Raw genomic sequence first — 13743 nt, 5'->3', positions numbered from 1 at the left:
CGTCACTTCCTCTCTCGCTTTTTTGTGGCTCGGGGAGTCAAAAGAACCTGAAGATGTTGTTCAGCGCGAACCCGAGCACCGCCGCGAACGCCAGATGCAGCGCCACGAGAGGGGCCGTCGAGCGGGTCGACAGCCGGTAGGAGAGGCTGATGGCGATGCCGTCGGCGACGAGAGTGAGAAACAGAACGACTGCGACGCCGAGGTCGGCCGAGACGACGCCGGACTCGACGCCCCAGCGCTGGAGGATGAGCGAAACGAGTGCGGGCGCGAGGGCGGCCTTGGCGGCGAGTTGGCTCGGCACGTCGCCGATAAAGAACGTCGCAGCCAGATGGAGGGTGACGGCGTAAAAGAGCCAGGTGACGAGGACGGTCACGAGGACCGCGAGGATACCACCGCCGGTAAGGCTAGAGAACCCGGACTGGAGCATACTCCGGGTTCGGCGGCTGGTCGTTTGTGCGTTTTGTTCCCGGCCGCGACCGGCACGCTCATAGCCGCTCGCCCACACCGCTCGGGCGTGTACGTCCTCGAACTCGGCGGGCAGGACGACGCGTTCGCGCGGCGGGAAGCCGCAAGCGCCGCGAGCGCCGTCGACGTGCTCGCCCCCGGACTGGCGACAGCGCGCGGTATCAGCGACCGCGTTCGCCACCTCGCGTTTGCCCACCGAGCCTGTGCCCTGCTCGGTACCTCGGACCCGAACATCGAAAGCGCCGCCACGTTGCTGTCGGCCGCGACAATCGACCGCGAGGGGAGCGTCGCCGTGCGTGCCGTCGACGTGCGAGCAAGCACCGGCGTCGATACCCAACAGGCCGAGCGGACGCTGGGCGGCGTCCTAACCGATCGCGGCTTCGCCGTCGACCTCGACAACCCTGACCACGTTCTCTATGCCTACTTCTCGGACCCCGCCGGCGACGAGGAGGGCGGGACCGGCAAGCGCTGCTGTGCACTGGGCTGGCTCGCCGCCGAGAGCGTCCGCGACTTCGGGGACCGCCAGCCAACAGACCGTCCGTTCTTCCAGCCCGGCAGCATGGACCCGCTCGAAGCCCGCGCACTGGTCAACATCGCCGGGGCTGGCCCGGACGCCACGATACTGGACCCGATGTGTGGCACCGGCGGTCTCCTGCTGGAGGCGGGGCTGGTCGGGGCCGACGTGGTCGGTGGTGACGCACAAAAAAAGATGGTCTCGGGGACACACGAGAACCTCACATACGCACTCGACGGGAGCGGCCACCCCGACAGAGACGCCTATCCTGAGCCGGGCGAGTGGGAGGTGTTCCGGTCCGACGCGTCCGCGCTGCCGGTGGCCGACGACGCCGTCGACGCCGCCGTCTTCGACGCACCCTATGGCCGCCAGTCCCGTATCGAAGGGGAACTGGCACCCCTCGTGGCCGGTGCACTCGGCGAAGCCAATCGCGTCGCAAGACGGTGCGTACTGGTCGCCGACCGCGACTGGCGCGATGCGGGGACCAGTGCGGGCTGGACCGTCACCGACTACTTCCGGCGTCGCGTCCATCGCTCGCTTGTCAGACACGTCCATGTGCTTGAGTGAACATACGTCCACTTTCTTTGGACAATCGTCGTAAGTTATTCCGGTATGAGCAAGGTTTATGCCATGACAAATGCTAATTAGTACCAAGTATGCCAACGTGGTCAGACCCCGCCCCATGCGACGACGATGAACAGCTGTTCGAATGTCCAGACTGCGGAAAGCGGCTCTGTAGCGACCGCTCGACAGTCTCCTGTGACCGGTGTGAGACGGAAATGCAGAATCTCAGCGTTCCACGGCCGGAATAAAACCGGTCTGCGTTTTTTGCGGCTAGCTCGACACGAGTGCAATCGCTCGCTCGGCGTCACCGTCCATCCGCTCCAGTAGCGACCGAACCCGGTCCCGGGCCGCGTCGTCGCAGTCGGCCAGCACCATCCCCTCGTCGGGCTGGCCGTACACCACACTGGCTCCTGCGGGCGCGGCGAGCACCGCAGGGAGCGTGGCGAGGTCCTCCTCGCCGTCGACATCCAGAAGTGTCGTTCCATCGCTGTCGATACCGCCCCTGAGTGCAGTAAGCAGTTCAGCGGTGAGCGTCGCGGCCGGGTTCGCCACGGCGAGTTCCCGGTCGAAGCCGCCGATGGCCGCCGTCACGTCCGCGTCGACGGCCGAGCGCTTGGTCCGTTCGTCGATCAGCGCGAGGTCCGGCACGCGGCCGGCCTCGACGAGGTGGTAGGTGACCATGTCGCCGACGGCGATAATCGGGTCGCCGGCGTCGCCCAGCAGCGCCGCTGTGTCGGTGTAGATGCGTCCGAGCGGCTCTTTCAGTTCCGTTCGCAGGCCGCTCGGGAGTTCGAGAACGACGTCGGACACGTTAGCGGACTTTCAGCGCGTACTTGCCCGGCTCGGTCACTTCCATCTCGGCGGCGATGTCGGAGCGCTCCGGGTGCGCGATGACGACGTAGCCGGCCCAGTCCTCGGTCAGTGCGGTGCCGCCACAGGCCTCACACTGGCTTTCGATCTCCGCACTCTGGACACGGTGACAGTCGCGACAGACGAGGCGGTCCGCCATCAGCTATCACCGGCTTCCGCCGTGCCTTCGCGGCGCTCGCGCTCCTCCTGAAGCCAGCCGTGCTTGCCCAGGCCGACCTGTTTCGCCGTCAGGCCGATCTTGGAGTCGCGGGGATTGCGCTCGTCGATGCTCTTGGTGACGATACGCGCCCGGACGGCGTCGCCGACGGTGAGCGTGCGGTTGGACTCGCGAGAGGCGAGTTGCTGGTTCTCCTCGTCGTATGCCAGATACTCGTCGGATATCTGGGAGACGTGCAGCAGCCCGTCGACCGGCCCGATGCCGATGAAGGCCCCGAAGTTGACGACTTCGACGACCTCTCCGTCGACCACTTCCTGCATCTGCGGGTCGAACGTGAGCGCGTCGAACTCGGCCTCGTAGTAGACGCCGGGCTTGTTCGGCAACACGGCACCGGTACCGATGTCGTGGACCTCGATGACCGAGACGACGCTGCCGACGTCCTCGTCCATCCGACCTTCGAGCTTCTCTTGCAGGAGCCGTTTGACCAGCCCCGGACTGACCTCCGCCAGAAAGCGTGGCGGGACTTCGACCGTATCGCGTAGGCGTACCCGTTTATACATGTGTTATGGTTGAGTGATACCCAGTTTGTTCCGGCCCCTTAAACTAATTACTGGAACGCCCGCGTCCAGCAGGCGTCGTTTGAGGGGGGCGTCGTTCGTGACCGCGTGTGTCGCATCGTCTGTCTGTGCCAGTTCGAGGACGGCGTCGTCCGCGTAGTCCGCCGTCGTCTCCCGAACCGTGCACCGATCCAGCAGGTCCTGTCCGACCGAAGCGGCGGTCGCTTCCGCGCCAGCCCCGTCGGCCAGTTTCGCTAGCTCGTCGCGGACGGCGGCGGGCGCGACGTAGTCCGTCGCGTCTGGCAGCACTCTGTCGAGTTCCTCGAACAGTCGCACGTTGCATTCGACCGGCATCATCAGCGCGTTCGTGTCCAGCACAATCATCACCGCAGCGTGCCGACACCGATGAGCCGCCACCGAGCACCGACGCGGCGGTTGATAGCGATCTTCGAGCCCGACGCCGCACAGACCGGGCGCTTGAGCGCGACTTCACATTCGTCGTCGCGCGCGCTCGTGACTGAACCGACAGTCGTGGCGGTGCCGATAGTCAGCATGAGCGGTTCGCCGGTCGATATCTCGTCGACCTCGCCGCCATCGTCACCGACGATGCGTTCCAGCAAGTCTACGTCCATCGTGAACGTCTCGTGGACCGGCGGGAGGCTTCCGGGCGGCCCGGCGACCTGCCCGGCGAGCGCGTCGCCTTTCGTGATGGCGGGGTCGAGACCGGTCCCGACGCCGAGCAGACCACCCGGCGTGACCGTGTCCACGAAGTCACCGCCCGACTGGAGCGACCGGACCGTCGTCGTGACGGGCTGCCACTCCGTCTGGCCGCCTTCCTCGACCTCGCGACCGGGACGGAGTTCAATCTCGTCATCGACGTCCAGTTGCCCGCTCACGAGCGAGCCGCCCAGCACGCCGCCCATCAGGTCCTCCCAGGTCGTTCCGGGTCGGTTGATGTCGAACGAGCGTGCGACCATCATGCGGGCGTCCTCGTCTGGGTCCCGTTCCGGCGTCGGAATCTCAGACTGGATGGCCTCGATGAGCAGGTCGATGTTGGCCTCCTGACCCGCGCTGATGGGGACAATCGGTGCGCCTTCAGCGACGGTGCCTTCGACGAACTCCTGAATCTGCTCGTAGTTCTGCATCGCCCGCTCCTCGTCGACGAGGTCGACCTTGTTCTGGGCGATGACGATGTTGTCGATGCCGATGATATCGAGCGCGCTCAGGTGTTCCTCGGTCTGGGCCTGCGGGACAGGCTCCGTCGCCGAGATGACGAGGACGGCCCCGTCCATGATGGCCGCACCGGACAGCATGGTAGCCATCAGCGTCTCGTGGCCGGGCGCGTCCACGAACGACACCGTCCGGAGGTGGTCGGTGTCGACGTCGTGGTCGTCGCAGTGCTCGTCGACGGTAAAGGCCTCCGGCTCCTCGGCCTCCGGGCAGCGACGGAACGTCGCGTCGGCGTAGCCGAGTCGGATAGAGATACCGCGTTTCATCTCCTCGGAGTGCTGGTCGGTCCATTCGCCGGACAGCGCCTGTACGAGCGTCGTCTTTCCGTGGTCGACGTGCCCGACGAGTCCGATGTTCACCTCCGGTTGTTTGTTCGATGTCATTTCGAGAGTAATCTTGGTGGAGTTTCGCCGCGTGCAACTGATAAACCTACTGTTTGCGCCCCGACGGCCCCCGTTCAATCGCCGATCTGGTCCCGCCTGACGGCGGCGACGGCACCGTCTTGCTCGGTCTCGCCCTTGCTATAGCGACGCCACGCCTGTCGGTTGGTGCGAGCGGCGGGCTGTACGAGTCGGATGTCACGGCGGCAGTCGCCGTTGCGATAGCTGGGGAGGTAGCAAGGCAGCCCCTGTCGTCGTCCGTGACAAAAGGTCGAGCCGCGTCCGCTGTGCGGGATGCAGACGCTGAGACACGTGCGGATTTCGGCCCGTTCCTGTCGGACCTGTTACGTAACTGTGTTTCTGTGAACGCTTTTGTTCCCAGGGGAACAGATTAGCGTACGATGCGAGTCGATGAGTCCCCCGAAACAGATGCAGACATCGACCCAGCGACAGCATTCTCGGTCATCGCGAGCGAGACGCGCCTAGACATCTTGGAGGCGCTGTGGCGCGCAGACGACCGGCCGGTTCGCTTCTCAGAGTTGTTCGACGATGTCGAACTGGGCGACAGCGGGCAGTTCAACTATCACCTGCAGGAACTCACCGGCCAGTTCGTCAGCCAGGGAGCAGACGGGTATGACCTCCGGCACGCCGGGGCGCAGGTCATCCGCGCGGTGCGGGCGGGAACGTTCACGCGGACGCCCGACATCGACCCGTTCCGGGTGACCGGCGCTTGTACGCGGTGTGGCGGCGGCCTGCTGGCCGAGTACGCCGGCGAGCAGTTCGCTATCGACTGCAAGGACTGCGGGAAAGCCCACGGCGAGTACCCGTTCCCGCCGGGCGGTCTGGTCGACCGGACGCCAGCGGAAGTCGCCACGGCCTTCGCCGAACGGGTGCGCCACCTCCACTGTCTGGCCGCCGACGGCGTCTGCCCGGACTGCGCCGGCCGGATGGGGACGGAGATCTCTCGCGACGGCGACTGCTGTCTCGACGTGTCGGTCCGCGCCGAGTTCGTCTGCGAACGGTGTCGTCACGAACTCTGTTCGCCCGTCGGGCTGACGCTACTGGACGACTCCCGCGTCGCAGCGTTCTACGACGACCACGGCGTCGACCTGTCGAGTCGACCCTACTGGACGCTCCCCTGGTGTGTCGACGACCAGTATACCACCGTCGAAGACACCGACCCGTGGCGGCTTGCGGTCCGGATTCCGCTGGCAGAAGCTGAACTGACCGCCTATCTGGACGGCGACCTACAGCCGGTCGAGTTCGAGCGACAGGCCTGCAAACACTGAGCCGACCCGCCGGATATGCGGGCGGTGCTGGCCCCAGCGAGCTGTTTTCGTGCTGACTGAAATCGTCTTCAGGAGAGCGCCGGTACGCGTCTTCCACAGAAATATCATTCAGATTATACTTATCTGAGCTTGGGACCATCGTTTCACTGTAATGTACCAACCCGCGCCCTACGCCGATGCCGAACTGTACCGGCCGACGTATCCACCGCTGACCGCCCGTTCCCTGCTCGGAGTGCTGGCTGCCTATCTCGGCTTACTGACGATACTCTCACAGAGTCCAGTCCTCGGGCTGGCGGCGCTGACCTGTTTCTTCGTCGCGACTCGGTAACCGGGCGCGGTGCTTTTGCCCGTCCCGGCCCTGCCTCCAGTCGTGCGGGAGTTCGACTTCGAACTGGCGCTGTGTGCCCACCTCGAACGCGAGGGCCGGCTGGTGAGCCGCCAGCTCGGCGGCGCTGTCCACGGCCGGCGCGTCCTCGACACCGTCGTTGTCGAGCCGGGACCCGAGTTCGACGAGCGAGCAGCCATCACTCCCGAACGGCTGCCGACGGCGGCCATCGAAAGCAGCGTCGGCCCGGGTCGGGCGCGATACTGGAAGGACGCCTTCGACTGCCATCCCGACCGCGCCGAGCGCGCCGTCGAACTGGCGGTCGAGCGCGGGTTCTTCGAACGCGAGCGCCGCGGCGGCCGGACCTACGTCCGCCAGACGACGCGGTACCCCAACTGGGTCGGCGAAATCGTCGCCATCGAGAACAAGCCGGACCTGGGCCGGCCCGGCGACTTGGAATCGCAGTTGCGGACCGATGTCTCTCTCGCGCTCGCCGACCGCGTCGTACTGGCGACGGCCTCTTACGTTACCGGAGCGCACCTCAACCGAATTCCAGAGGAAGTCGGCGTCTGGCGGTTCGACGCCGACAGCAGAACGATAGATGTCCGTCGGGAGGCGACACCACTGCCGACAGACGACGCCGGTGTCGAACTCCTCGACGAGCGTCCGGTTCGGGCGGACGTGCGCGTGGTCAGCGCCGCTGAGAAGGCCCGCACGCGCCGGCAGTTGGCCGAGCGAGCCTACGGCAAGGGGTGGCGGAGTTTCGACTACCCCTCGTGCGAGCGATGCTCGCCGGATAGCGACGGGATTCCGTACTGTCAGTGGAAGGACCGCGCGGTCCGGGAGAGCGACGAGTGCGGACCGGACTGCGGGGGGTACGAAGCGGCCGACCCGCCGGCCATCGACGGCGACGCGCTCCGGGCCGAGCGGACGCCGTGGCGGGCAGACCCCGACGGACGCAGGCGACGCCAGTCGGGACTAGATCGGTTCGGCTAGAAGAAGTCGGCAAGGCTACCGTTCGTCGCCTGATTGCGCATCATCGGGCGGGACACCGCCGTCGCCGGCGGTCGGGCGGCCGTGCTGTTCGTAGTTGTCTTCGGTCACCGCCGGGGCTTCGGTGGCGACCTTGGCTGCGTGTTTCGTTCTGGCCTGATAGTTCGCTGCGGCCGCAATCCCGACACAGGCTACCAGCCCCACGACAAACACCCAGTCGATGCTGTTCGCGATGATCTGCTGACCGGCGATTGCGAGGACGCCGCCGGCCAGCGACAGCCCACCGATCTCCGCGATGCCACGCCTGTCCATACAGCCGGATCATGCGCCAGTGCCTATAAGCTACGGCCTGTTTCATCCAGCCGAGCGCGACATTAGAGCGTGAACCGCTCGCCGTCGAGTCCGATATCGTCGGCGAAGGCTCGGTCCGCGGGGACGTAATGGGCGGTGTGGACGATACGGTAGTCGTCGGCCGCGATGTCGTCGGCGAAGTCCCGCGCACCGGGCAAGGTCATGTGTTTCGTGCCAAAGGTCCGCGGCACACCGTCCGCGTCGTGGTGAGCGCCGCCTTTCGGGTGGTACTCGCAGGCCTCCGGGTGGACGATGCCCTCGACGAGCGCGAGGTCGGCACCGGTCAGCGCGGATTTCGAGCGCTCGGGCACGTCGTAACAGGTGTCCCCGGATATCGACAGTACCGCGCCGGTCTGGGGCTCCTCGATGCGTAGACCGTAACACAGCAGCGGCGGGTGCGTGACCGGGACGAGGGTCACCTCGAAGCCCGCGACACTGAACGGCTCGAACGGCGTCTGTGCGTGGACCGAGACCGTATCGAGGTAATCATAGCGGCTCCGGACACTCTCGGCGACGCTCTCGTCGGTCACCGGGTCCGTCTCGTCAGCGGCGTGGACCGGCAGGTCGTCGAACAGGCGGTAGGCGTTGCCGAGGCCGTCGAGGTGGTCGAAGTGGACGTGCGTGACGATGGCCGCGTCCGGTAGCGGGACCGACTCACGGAGGAACTGGTGACGGAAGTCCGGACTCAGATCAATCAGCAGCGACTCGCCGGTTTCGTCGTTCGCCACGGCGACGGAGAAGCGCGACCGTTCGACGCCCCCCGTCGGGTCGATGCCGCGTTCGCGGACGCGGGCCCGGAGTTCCTCGTCGGGGTCGCGCGCCCGTTCGCACGTGTCACAGTCGCACTGGACAGTCGGCGTCCCAGTCGTGTCGCCGGTCCCAAGCAGCGTGACCTCCATTACCTATGGGTCAGAGGGCGACCCGCGTAAGCCCCTCGCTTTCGTTACTCCTCGTCGACGAACATCGCGGGGTCGATATCCTGTCGCTCTATCGTCGCCGCCAGCAGGGACCGAGCGCGCTCGTCCGAGAGGTCGTCGAACAGACACTCGAAGAATCCCTCAAGTAACTCCGGCCGGATGCGCAGGTCGACGTACTCGACTTGCTTCTCGGCGATAACCACGTCTACGTCCCACTCGCCTTCCTGCGGATCAGTCATGCGAACGTCAACCCACGACTCGGCGGGGTCGTCTGTCTCAGTGAACACGGGGTCGTCAGCCATGGCTGCAGAGAATGGTTTCTGTAGTGATAAGTAAATCGCTCATACCGACAGCCGGAACGGGTTCCTGCGCTGATAAGCCGCCTCAGTGGTCGTGATCGCTGCCGCCGTCGCCGGAGAAGCCGCCGCTCCCGGCGACCAGCGCGTCGGCATCGCCGTCCATCATGTCCATGTTCTTGAGGTTGTCACGCTCCTCGAAGTCGATGATGGCGTCTTCGAGGTCCTGCTGGGTCAGCGTGGTGCGCTCCTCGGTTAGCGCGTTGAGGACAGCCTCACGGAGCACGAGTCGGAGGTCGCTGCCGGTCAGCCCCTCGGTGAGGTCCGCCAGTGTCTCCGGGTCGAAATCGTCGATATCCATCTGCTGGGTGACGATGCGGAGGATGTCCGCGCGCATCCCGTGGTCCGGCTTGGGGAAATTGACGATTTCGTCGAAACGTCGCCAGGCGGCGGCGTCGAGCTGGTCGGGGTGGTTCGTCGCGCCGATGAGCAACACCTCGTCCTGAATGAGCGAAATCTCGTCGATGCTCTTGAGGAGCGTGTTGACGGCGCGCTTGATGGCGGCGTGTTCGTCCGAGGAGCGGGTCTTGGCGACGAAGTCGAACTCGTCCATAAAGAGGATACACGGCGAGAGCCGCTTTGCGACCTCGAAGACCTTCTCGACGTTCTTGGCCGTCTCGCCGAGGTACTGGCTGGTAATCATCGACAGCTTCACTTCGACGAAGGGGAGGTCGAGGTCGTGTGCGAGCGCGCGAGCGACGCTGGTCTTCCCGGTCCCCGGCGGGCCGACAAACAGGAGTTTCCCGATCTCTCGCAGGCCGATCCGGGCGAGGTAGTCGCGATGCTCGATGGCCTTGACGATCTTCTGGATCTCGTCTTCCTGATCAGTAGTCAACACCAGATCGGCCAGCGTCATCTCCACCTCCTCGGGGGCGCGCACGTCGACCAGGTCCAGCATCTCCTCGTCGTCCTCGTCGTCGGTGTCGAACGCCTCCTCCAGTTTGGCGTCGATGAACGCGCGGTCGGCGCGCGACGGTCGGTTCTGCTCGCGAGCCCGCTCGTAGTCAGCACCCTCGACCTGGTCCTCGAAGGCTTTCGCCAGAACCGGGTTGTCTTCGAGAGCCGAGACGTCGACCCGTTCGAGGAACCACTCCTCGGCGAGGTCGCGGTCGGTCAGGGAGATGCTCCCCGAGAAGTCGTCGCGGTCGGTGAACATCAGGCCGGAGATGGCCGCCCAGGGGCGCTCGACGCCGGTGGCCTCGCTCGCGGTTGTGTTAGTGACCGACAACGGCCGTTCGATCTCGCCGTCGCTCCAGAAGACGGACCGGTACGAGGCCGGCAGGTCGTCCGGCTCGAGGTCTCGCCGCTCGCTGTAGATAGTGGCCGTCAGCAGAAACTCAACGACATCCAGTTCCGGATTGCTCATTCCCACTGATGTTACCACGCGACCGGTATAAGTCACTCGAAGCCCCGGTGGCCGACACCAAGGTAATATATCACCCCAGTGAACCCTTATCGTGGCAACTAATAACACACTACTCTCGGTGTACCGGGACCGCATCGGTGACCAACGACCGACGACGAGGCCTACGGGTACTGGCTGTTCGTGTTCGGCATCGTGCTGTGTATCGTCGGCCTTCTCCTGTTTTACCTGACAGGCTCGCGGAGCACGCCCCGGCAGTTGGCCTATCTCCTCGGTGCTATCGGGCTCATCTCGCTGTTTGCGGGCCCTACCACCAGACTGCCGCTGACACGCCGGGGCCTGATACTCACGTCCGTCGGTGTCGTGGTCGGGCTGGTCGCAATCGTGTGGTTCACCACGTTCTACCCGTCGAACTGGACCGGTCCCGAGGGGAACCCGGCGGTGACGCTGTACATCGTGGGGCTGGCGCTGATGGCAGTCGGCGCGGTCGTTTCTCCGCTGCTGACCGGCCGGAAAGAGGTCGATGCCGAGGCCATACGGACGGGACAGCGACGGAAGTAGCCGAACAGGCTACCCGGGAGGCCGAGACGGCCGCGCGGGAAGCGACACAGCAGTCCCAGGCCGCCGAACAGGCGAGCCGCGAGCGGGTCCAGTCCTACGCCGACCTGCTTGAGACCGGGAGTGCGGCCTTCGAAGTGTACGAGGACCGGGGTGCGGAGTGGCGCTGGCGGCTCTGCCACCACAATGGCGAAATCGTCGCCGACTCCGGCGAGGGGTACGCCGAGCGCAACAAGGCCGTCGCCGCAATCAAGCGGGTCAAGCGCCACCCGCCTGGTGCGCCGCAAACGGAGTAGCGTCGCCGGAGCGCCCCTCGGACCGGGATTCTCCGTCAGGAAGAATAGCCGAATTAATTAAGCAGTTTTCGGTCGAAGTTACACTCATATGACAGTAGAGAGGCTCGAAGCGGCCGGACTCAGGCGCATGGACGACGACAACATCGGGGCGTTCCTGTCGAACCAGCGTGTCGGCGTGCTCGGCCTGCCGACCGAGAGCGGCCCGTACATGATTCCCCTGTCGTTTGGCTACGACGGCGACAGCGCGCTGTATTTCACCTTCGTCGGCGGGTCGGCGAGCCGCAAGCAACAGTTGACCGAAGCGGCAGCGGACGCGACCGTGCTCGTGTACAAAGTCGAGTCGATGTTCCACTGGGAGAGCGTCCTGTTGCAGGGCAGTATCGAGGCCGTCCCCGAGTCCGAGTGGGACGACCTCGCGGGCGTGCTCGATACGGCATGGCGGCCGGAACTGTTCAGGGACGCTATCGAAGACGGCGACATCACAGTCTACCGCTTCCATATCGACGAGCGGGAAGGACTCAGACACGCTGGCCTCCCACCGGGGTTCGAGCCAGAGTGACCCCGTCGCCCGACCGCGACGGGTAGCGGTCGGACCGGGCAGGCGACAACGGTTCCCCCACTGTGTCGAGTTTGTCAGGATTTAACACAGGCCGAAACGTTCCGTTGTCCATGCCCACACCTGTCATCGTGGACGCAGTCAGAACGCCACAAGGAAAGGAGGACGGCGCACTCGCCGGCGTCCGGAGCGAAGACCTCTCGGTGCCGCTTATCAACCAGTTGCTCGCGTCGACCGGCGTCGAGGCCGACGAGGCCGACGACCTGCTGTGGGGGTGTGCCCAGCAGCGCGGGGAACAGGGCAACAACATGGCCCGAGTCATCGCGCTGTTGTCCGACCTCGGCGAGAGCGTCCCCGCATCGACGATCAACCGCTGGTGTGCGTCCTCCGCCGAGGCGCTGATGCGGGCTGCCGACGCTATCGCGGCCGGCCAGCGCGACGTGCTCATCGCCGGCGGCGTCGAGTCGATGTCCCGCGTGCAGATGGACGAGAACACCCACAACGTCCACCCGCGACTGGCCGAACACTACAACATCGGCGAACTCCAGATGGGAATGACCGCGGAAAAGGTCGCCAGCGAGATGGAAGTCACCCGTCAGGAACAAGACGAGTACGCACTCCGGAGCCACCAGCGCGCCGCCGACGCGACGGAGTCCGGTCGCTTCGACGACGAGATTGTCCCTATCGATACCGATGACGGGCAACTCGAAGCAGACGAAGGTATCCGTCCCGACACCACGTTGGAAAAGCTGTCCCAGCTTCCGACGGTGTTCAAATCGGACGGGACGGTCACACCCGGCAACGCCTCGCAAGTTTCCGACGGCGCGGCGGGGCTGATGGTCACGTCACGCGAGTTCGCGGAGGATCGCGGACTCGACATCTTGGCGGAAATCGGTTCCCACGAAGTCGCCGGCGTCGACCCGACGGTAATGGGTATCGGGCCAGTCCCCGCCGTTCGCAAACTCACCGAACGGACGGACCGTGAGACGGGCGACTACGACCTCGTGGAACTCAACGAGGCCTTCGCATCCCAGTGTCTGTACTGTCAGCGCGAACTCGACTTCGACGACGACATTTACAATGTCAACGGCGGCGCAATCGCCATCGGTCACCCGCTCGGGGCCTCCGGTGCCCGACTGCCAGTGACGCTCGTCCACGAGATGAACCGCCGTGACGCGGAGCTTGGTCTGGCGACCGAGTGTGTCGGCTTCGGTCAGGGTGCGGCCATCGAGTTCCGGCTACCCTGAACGGCCGCTGTCGGCGCGGGTGCAGTACGCTACCGCAGTCCGTCGCTTGTGGCTCCGTGATTTGCGACCGTTGCGACGCTCGCGTGACCACTATTTGAGAGAAGGCTGTCGCTAATCGGCAGCCACATCGCCAGCTGTCGTCGCCTTGGCGGGACTCGTCAGCGAGTGGAGATAGTCGTCAAGGTCGAGTGCGAAGGTGGCATCGGTCGGGAGGTCAACCCACGAGAACTCGAACTCCGCGCCGCGCTCCTCGCCCGTCCCGGTGACGGTGTGGACCCAGTGGTCCCGGGACTCGTGAACGGGAAGATGGTAGAACGACCGCACGTACCGCTTCGGCGGGGACTGGCGACGCGTCCAGACGTCGGTGGCGATATGTCGCAGGTGCTCGAAGGAGGCTAGACCGCTCTCCTCGACGGCCTCGCGCTGGACGGCGACCCGCGGTTCCTCGCCCGGTTCAACAGTTCCTTTTGGTATCTGTAGCCCGTCGTGGCCCGGCCCGTCGAACACCAGAAGTTCCGACCCGTTTCTGGTGATGTAGGCACAGGCTTTCTTTACGTACGTCGCCCGCTGTGGTTGCATAGCATCTGGTTGCGACGGGGAACATATAGTAGTACCCACATATCTGCCTAAAATCATATTAGGTCATCAGGGGCCAAAGAGGGACAGTGATTGGGAGTAAACGACTGACAGCAGAGCGGATCCGGGTAAACGCCCACACCTGACCCGTTGTTGTCCGTTCTCGGAGGCTTATCAGA

Annotated in this window: 20 protein-coding genes; 9 read left to right on the top strand and 11 right to left on the bottom strand. The window is 65.2% G+C overall.

What is annotated here, in order from left to right; translation table 11 throughout:
• Nucleotides 1–37: 37 nt before the first annotated feature.
• Nucleotides 38–427, bottom strand: a complete 390-nt coding sequence (locus D3D01_RS09555; RefSeq protein WP_101348914.1) for a hypothetical protein — start codon at nucleotides 425–427, stop codon at nucleotides 38–40.
• 87 nt (nucleotides 428–514) lie between these two features.
• On the opposite strand from D3D01_RS09555, the gene D3D01_RS09550 reads away from it, so the two are divergent.
• Together D3D01_RS09550 and D3D01_RS09545 are read left to right on the top strand one after the other, a co-directional pair.
• A complete protein-coding gene (locus D3D01_RS09550; RefSeq protein WP_121512104.1) occupies nucleotides 515–1546 on the top strand; it encodes a TIGR01177 family methyltransferase in 1032 nt (343 codons plus the stop codon).
• Between the two features lie 89 nt (nucleotides 1547–1635).
• The gene (locus D3D01_RS09545) at nucleotides 1636–1791 is read left to right on the top strand and encodes a rubrerythrin-like domain-containing protein (RefSeq protein ID WP_121512028.1); all 156 of its coding nucleotides are present in this window, start codon (nucleotides 1636–1638) and stop codon (nucleotides 1789–1791) included.
• A gap of 22 nt (nucleotides 1792–1813) precedes the next feature.
• Here D3D01_RS09545 and D3D01_RS09540 read toward each other — a convergent pair whose 3' ends face one another.
• From D3D01_RS09540 to D3D01_RS09520, 5 genes are read right to left on the bottom strand one after another with little or no spacing between them, the layout of a single operon-like run.
• Nucleotides 1814–2353 carry a GTP-dependent dephospho-CoA kinase family protein gene (locus D3D01_RS09540; protein WP_121512027.1) on the bottom strand — a complete coding sequence of 180 codons (540 nt, stop codon included), beginning with the start codon at nucleotides 2351–2353 and terminating at the stop codon, nucleotides 1814–1816.
• A gap of 1 nt (nucleotide 2354) precedes the next feature.
• Nucleotides 2355–2552 carry a transcription elongation factor subunit Spt4 gene (gene spt4 / locus D3D01_RS09535; RefSeq protein WP_080508795.1) on the bottom strand — a complete coding sequence of 66 codons (198 nt, stop codon included), beginning with the start codon at nucleotides 2550–2552 and terminating at the stop codon, nucleotides 2355–2357.
• Nucleotides 2552–3130, bottom strand: coding sequence for a DNA-directed RNA polymerase (locus tag D3D01_RS09530; protein WP_004516007.1), 579 nt, complete (start codon nucleotides 3128–3130; stop codon nucleotides 2552–2554). The genes spt4 and D3D01_RS09530 overlap by 1 nt, the downstream gene beginning before the upstream one ends.
• Before the next feature lie 3 nt (nucleotides 3131–3133).
• Nucleotides 3134–3511: a DUF188 domain-containing protein gene (locus D3D01_RS09525; protein ID WP_101348912.1), complete on the bottom strand. Its 378-nt coding sequence runs from the start codon at nucleotides 3509–3511 to the stop codon at nucleotides 3134–3136.
• Entirely contained in the window at nucleotides 3511–4740 is a 1230-nt protein-coding gene (locus tag D3D01_RS09520) for a translation initiation factor IF-2 subunit gamma (protein ID WP_101348911.1), read from the bottom strand. The genes D3D01_RS09525 and D3D01_RS09520 overlap by 1 nt, the downstream gene beginning before the upstream one ends.
• A gap of 398 nt (nucleotides 4741–5138) precedes the next feature.
• On the opposite strand from D3D01_RS09520, the gene D3D01_RS09515 reads away from it, so the two are divergent.
• From D3D01_RS09515 to D3D01_RS09505, 3 genes are all read left to right on the top strand, one after another.
• Nucleotides 5139–6026 carry a helix-turn-helix transcriptional regulator gene (locus tag D3D01_RS09515; RefSeq protein ID WP_121512026.1) on the top strand — a complete coding sequence of 296 codons (888 nt, stop codon included), beginning with the start codon at nucleotides 5139–5141 and terminating at the stop codon, nucleotides 6024–6026.
• Between the two features lie 151 nt (nucleotides 6027–6177).
• Nucleotides 6178–6354, top strand: coding sequence for a hypothetical protein (locus tag D3D01_RS24040; protein ID WP_199725384.1), 177 nt, complete (start codon nucleotides 6178–6180; stop codon nucleotides 6352–6354).
• 42 nt (nucleotides 6355–6396) lie between these two features.
• A complete protein-coding gene (locus tag D3D01_RS09505; protein ID WP_121512025.1) occupies nucleotides 6397–7347 on the top strand; it encodes a DUF5787 family protein in 951 nt (316 codons plus the stop codon).
• Nucleotides 7348–7362: 15 nt separating this feature from the next.
• Here the strand turns inward: D3D01_RS09505 and D3D01_RS09500 are convergent, their stop codons facing one another.
• The 4 genes from D3D01_RS09500 to D3D01_RS09485 form a co-directional block, all read right to left on the bottom strand.
• Complete coding sequence (locus D3D01_RS09500; RefSeq protein WP_101348909.1) at nucleotides 7363–7656, bottom strand: hypothetical protein; 294 nt, start codon at nucleotides 7654–7656, stop codon at nucleotides 7363–7365.
• Nucleotides 7657–7718: 62 nt separating this feature from the next.
• On the bottom strand, nucleotides 7719–8594 hold the full coding sequence (locus D3D01_RS09495; RefSeq protein WP_121512024.1) for an MBL fold metallo-hydrolase: 876 nt from the start codon (nucleotides 8592–8594) through the stop codon (nucleotides 7719–7721).
• 44 nt (nucleotides 8595–8638) lie between these two features.
• Entirely contained in the window at nucleotides 8639–8914 is a 276-nt protein-coding gene (locus D3D01_RS09490; protein ID WP_121512023.1) for a hypothetical protein, read from the bottom strand.
• A gap of 82 nt (nucleotides 8915–8996) precedes the next feature.
• Complete coding sequence (locus D3D01_RS09485) at nucleotides 8997–10334, bottom strand: ATP-binding protein (RefSeq protein WP_121512022.1); 1338 nt, start codon at nucleotides 10332–10334, stop codon at nucleotides 8997–8999.
• A gap of 180 nt (nucleotides 10335–10514) precedes the next feature.
• Here D3D01_RS09485 and D3D01_RS24505 point away from each other — a divergent pair, with 180 nt between their 5' ends.
• The 4 genes from D3D01_RS24505 (at nucleotide 10515) to D3D01_RS09470 (ending at nucleotide 12988) form a co-directional block, all read left to right on the top strand.
• Nucleotides 10515–10892, top strand: a complete 378-nt coding sequence (locus D3D01_RS24505) for a hypothetical protein (protein WP_233563294.1) — start codon at nucleotides 10515–10517, stop codon at nucleotides 10890–10892.
• 134 nt (nucleotides 10893–11026) lie between these two features.
• Nucleotides 11027–11185 carry a YegP family protein gene (locus tag D3D01_RS24500; RefSeq protein ID WP_233563292.1) on the top strand — a complete coding sequence of 53 codons (159 nt, stop codon included), beginning with the start codon at nucleotides 11027–11029 and terminating at the stop codon, nucleotides 11183–11185.
• Between the two features lie 88 nt (nucleotides 11186–11273).
• Nucleotides 11274–11744 carry a pyridoxamine 5'-phosphate oxidase family protein gene (locus D3D01_RS09475; protein WP_121512021.1) on the top strand — a complete coding sequence of 157 codons (471 nt, stop codon included), beginning with the start codon at nucleotides 11274–11276 and terminating at the stop codon, nucleotides 11742–11744.
• Between the two features lie 110 nt (nucleotides 11745–11854).
• On the top strand, nucleotides 11855–12988 hold the full coding sequence (locus tag D3D01_RS09470; protein ID WP_121512020.1) for a thiolase family protein: 1134 nt from the start codon (nucleotides 11855–11857) through the stop codon (nucleotides 12986–12988).
• Nucleotides 12989–13099: 111 nt separating this feature from the next.
• Here the strand turns inward: D3D01_RS09470 and D3D01_RS09465 are convergent, their stop codons facing one another.
• Entirely contained in the window at nucleotides 13100–13567 is a 468-nt protein-coding gene (locus D3D01_RS09465; protein WP_101348903.1) for an NUDIX domain-containing protein, read from the bottom strand.
• Nucleotides 13568–13743 lie beyond the last annotated feature (176 nt).

Source organism: Haloarcula sp. Atlit-7R, from assembly GCF_003666065.1.
Taxonomy (GTDB): Archaea; Halobacteriota; Halobacteria; order Halobacteriales; family Haloarculaceae; genus Haloarcula; species Haloarcula taiwanensis.
Note: the sequence above shows the minus strand (reverse complement) of the source record. Positions and strands in the feature narration are given on the sequence as shown.

What these genes read in the sequence shown, in the direction of transcription:
- D3D01_RS09555 (WP_101348914.1), bottom strand. Translation starts at nt 427, where the DNA reads ATGCTCCAGTCCGGGTTCTCTAGCCTTACCGGCGGTGGTATCCTCGCG.
- D3D01_RS09545 (WP_121512028.1), top strand. Translation starts at nt 1,636, where the DNA reads ATGCCAACGTGGTCAGACCCCGCCCCATGCGACGACGATGAACAGCTG.
- spt4 (WP_080508795.1), bottom strand. Translation starts at nt 2,552, where the DNA reads ATGGCGGACCGCCTCGTCTGTCGCGACTGTCACCGTGTCCAGAGTGCG.
- D3D01_RS09530 (WP_004516007.1), bottom strand. Translation starts at nt 3,130, where the DNA reads ATGTATAAACGGGTACGCCTACGCGATACGGTCGAAGTCCCGCCACGC.
- D3D01_RS09525 (WP_101348912.1), bottom strand. Translation starts at nt 3,511, where the DNA reads ATGATTGTGCTGGACACGAACGCGCTGATGATGCCGGTCGAATGCAAC.
- D3D01_RS09520 (WP_101348911.1), bottom strand. Translation starts at nt 4,740, where the DNA reads ATGACATCGAACAAACAACCGGAGGTGAACATCGGACTCGTCGGGCAC.
- D3D01_RS09515 (WP_121512026.1), top strand. Translation starts at nt 5,139, where the DNA reads ATGCGAGTCGATGAGTCCCCCGAAACAGATGCAGACATCGACCCAGCG.
- D3D01_RS24040 (WP_199725384.1), top strand. Translation starts at nt 6,178, where the DNA reads ATGTACCAACCCGCGCCCTACGCCGATGCCGAACTGTACCGGCCGACG.
- D3D01_RS09500 (WP_101348909.1), bottom strand. Translation starts at nt 7,656, where the DNA reads ATGGACAGGCGTGGCATCGCGGAGATCGGTGGGCTGTCGCTGGCCGGC.
- D3D01_RS09495 (WP_121512024.1), bottom strand. Translation starts at nt 8,594, where the DNA reads ATGGAGGTCACGCTGCTTGGGACCGGCGACACGACTGGGACGCCGACT.
- D3D01_RS09490 (WP_121512023.1), bottom strand. Translation starts at nt 8,914, where the DNA reads ATGGCTGACGACCCCGTGTTCACTGAGACAGACGACCCCGCCGAGTCG.
- D3D01_RS09485 (WP_121512022.1), bottom strand. Translation starts at nt 10,334, where the DNA reads ATGAGCAATCCGGAACTGGATGTCGTTGAGTTTCTGCTGACGGCCACT.
- D3D01_RS09475 (WP_121512021.1), top strand. Translation starts at nt 11,274, where the DNA reads ATGACAGTAGAGAGGCTCGAAGCGGCCGGACTCAGGCGCATGGACGAC.
- D3D01_RS09470 (WP_121512020.1), top strand. Translation starts at nt 11,855, where the DNA reads ATGCCCACACCTGTCATCGTGGACGCAGTCAGAACGCCACAAGGAAAG.
- D3D01_RS09465 (WP_101348903.1), bottom strand. Translation starts at nt 13,567, where the DNA reads ATGCAACCACAGCGGGCGACGTACGTAAAGAAAGCCTGTGCCTACATC.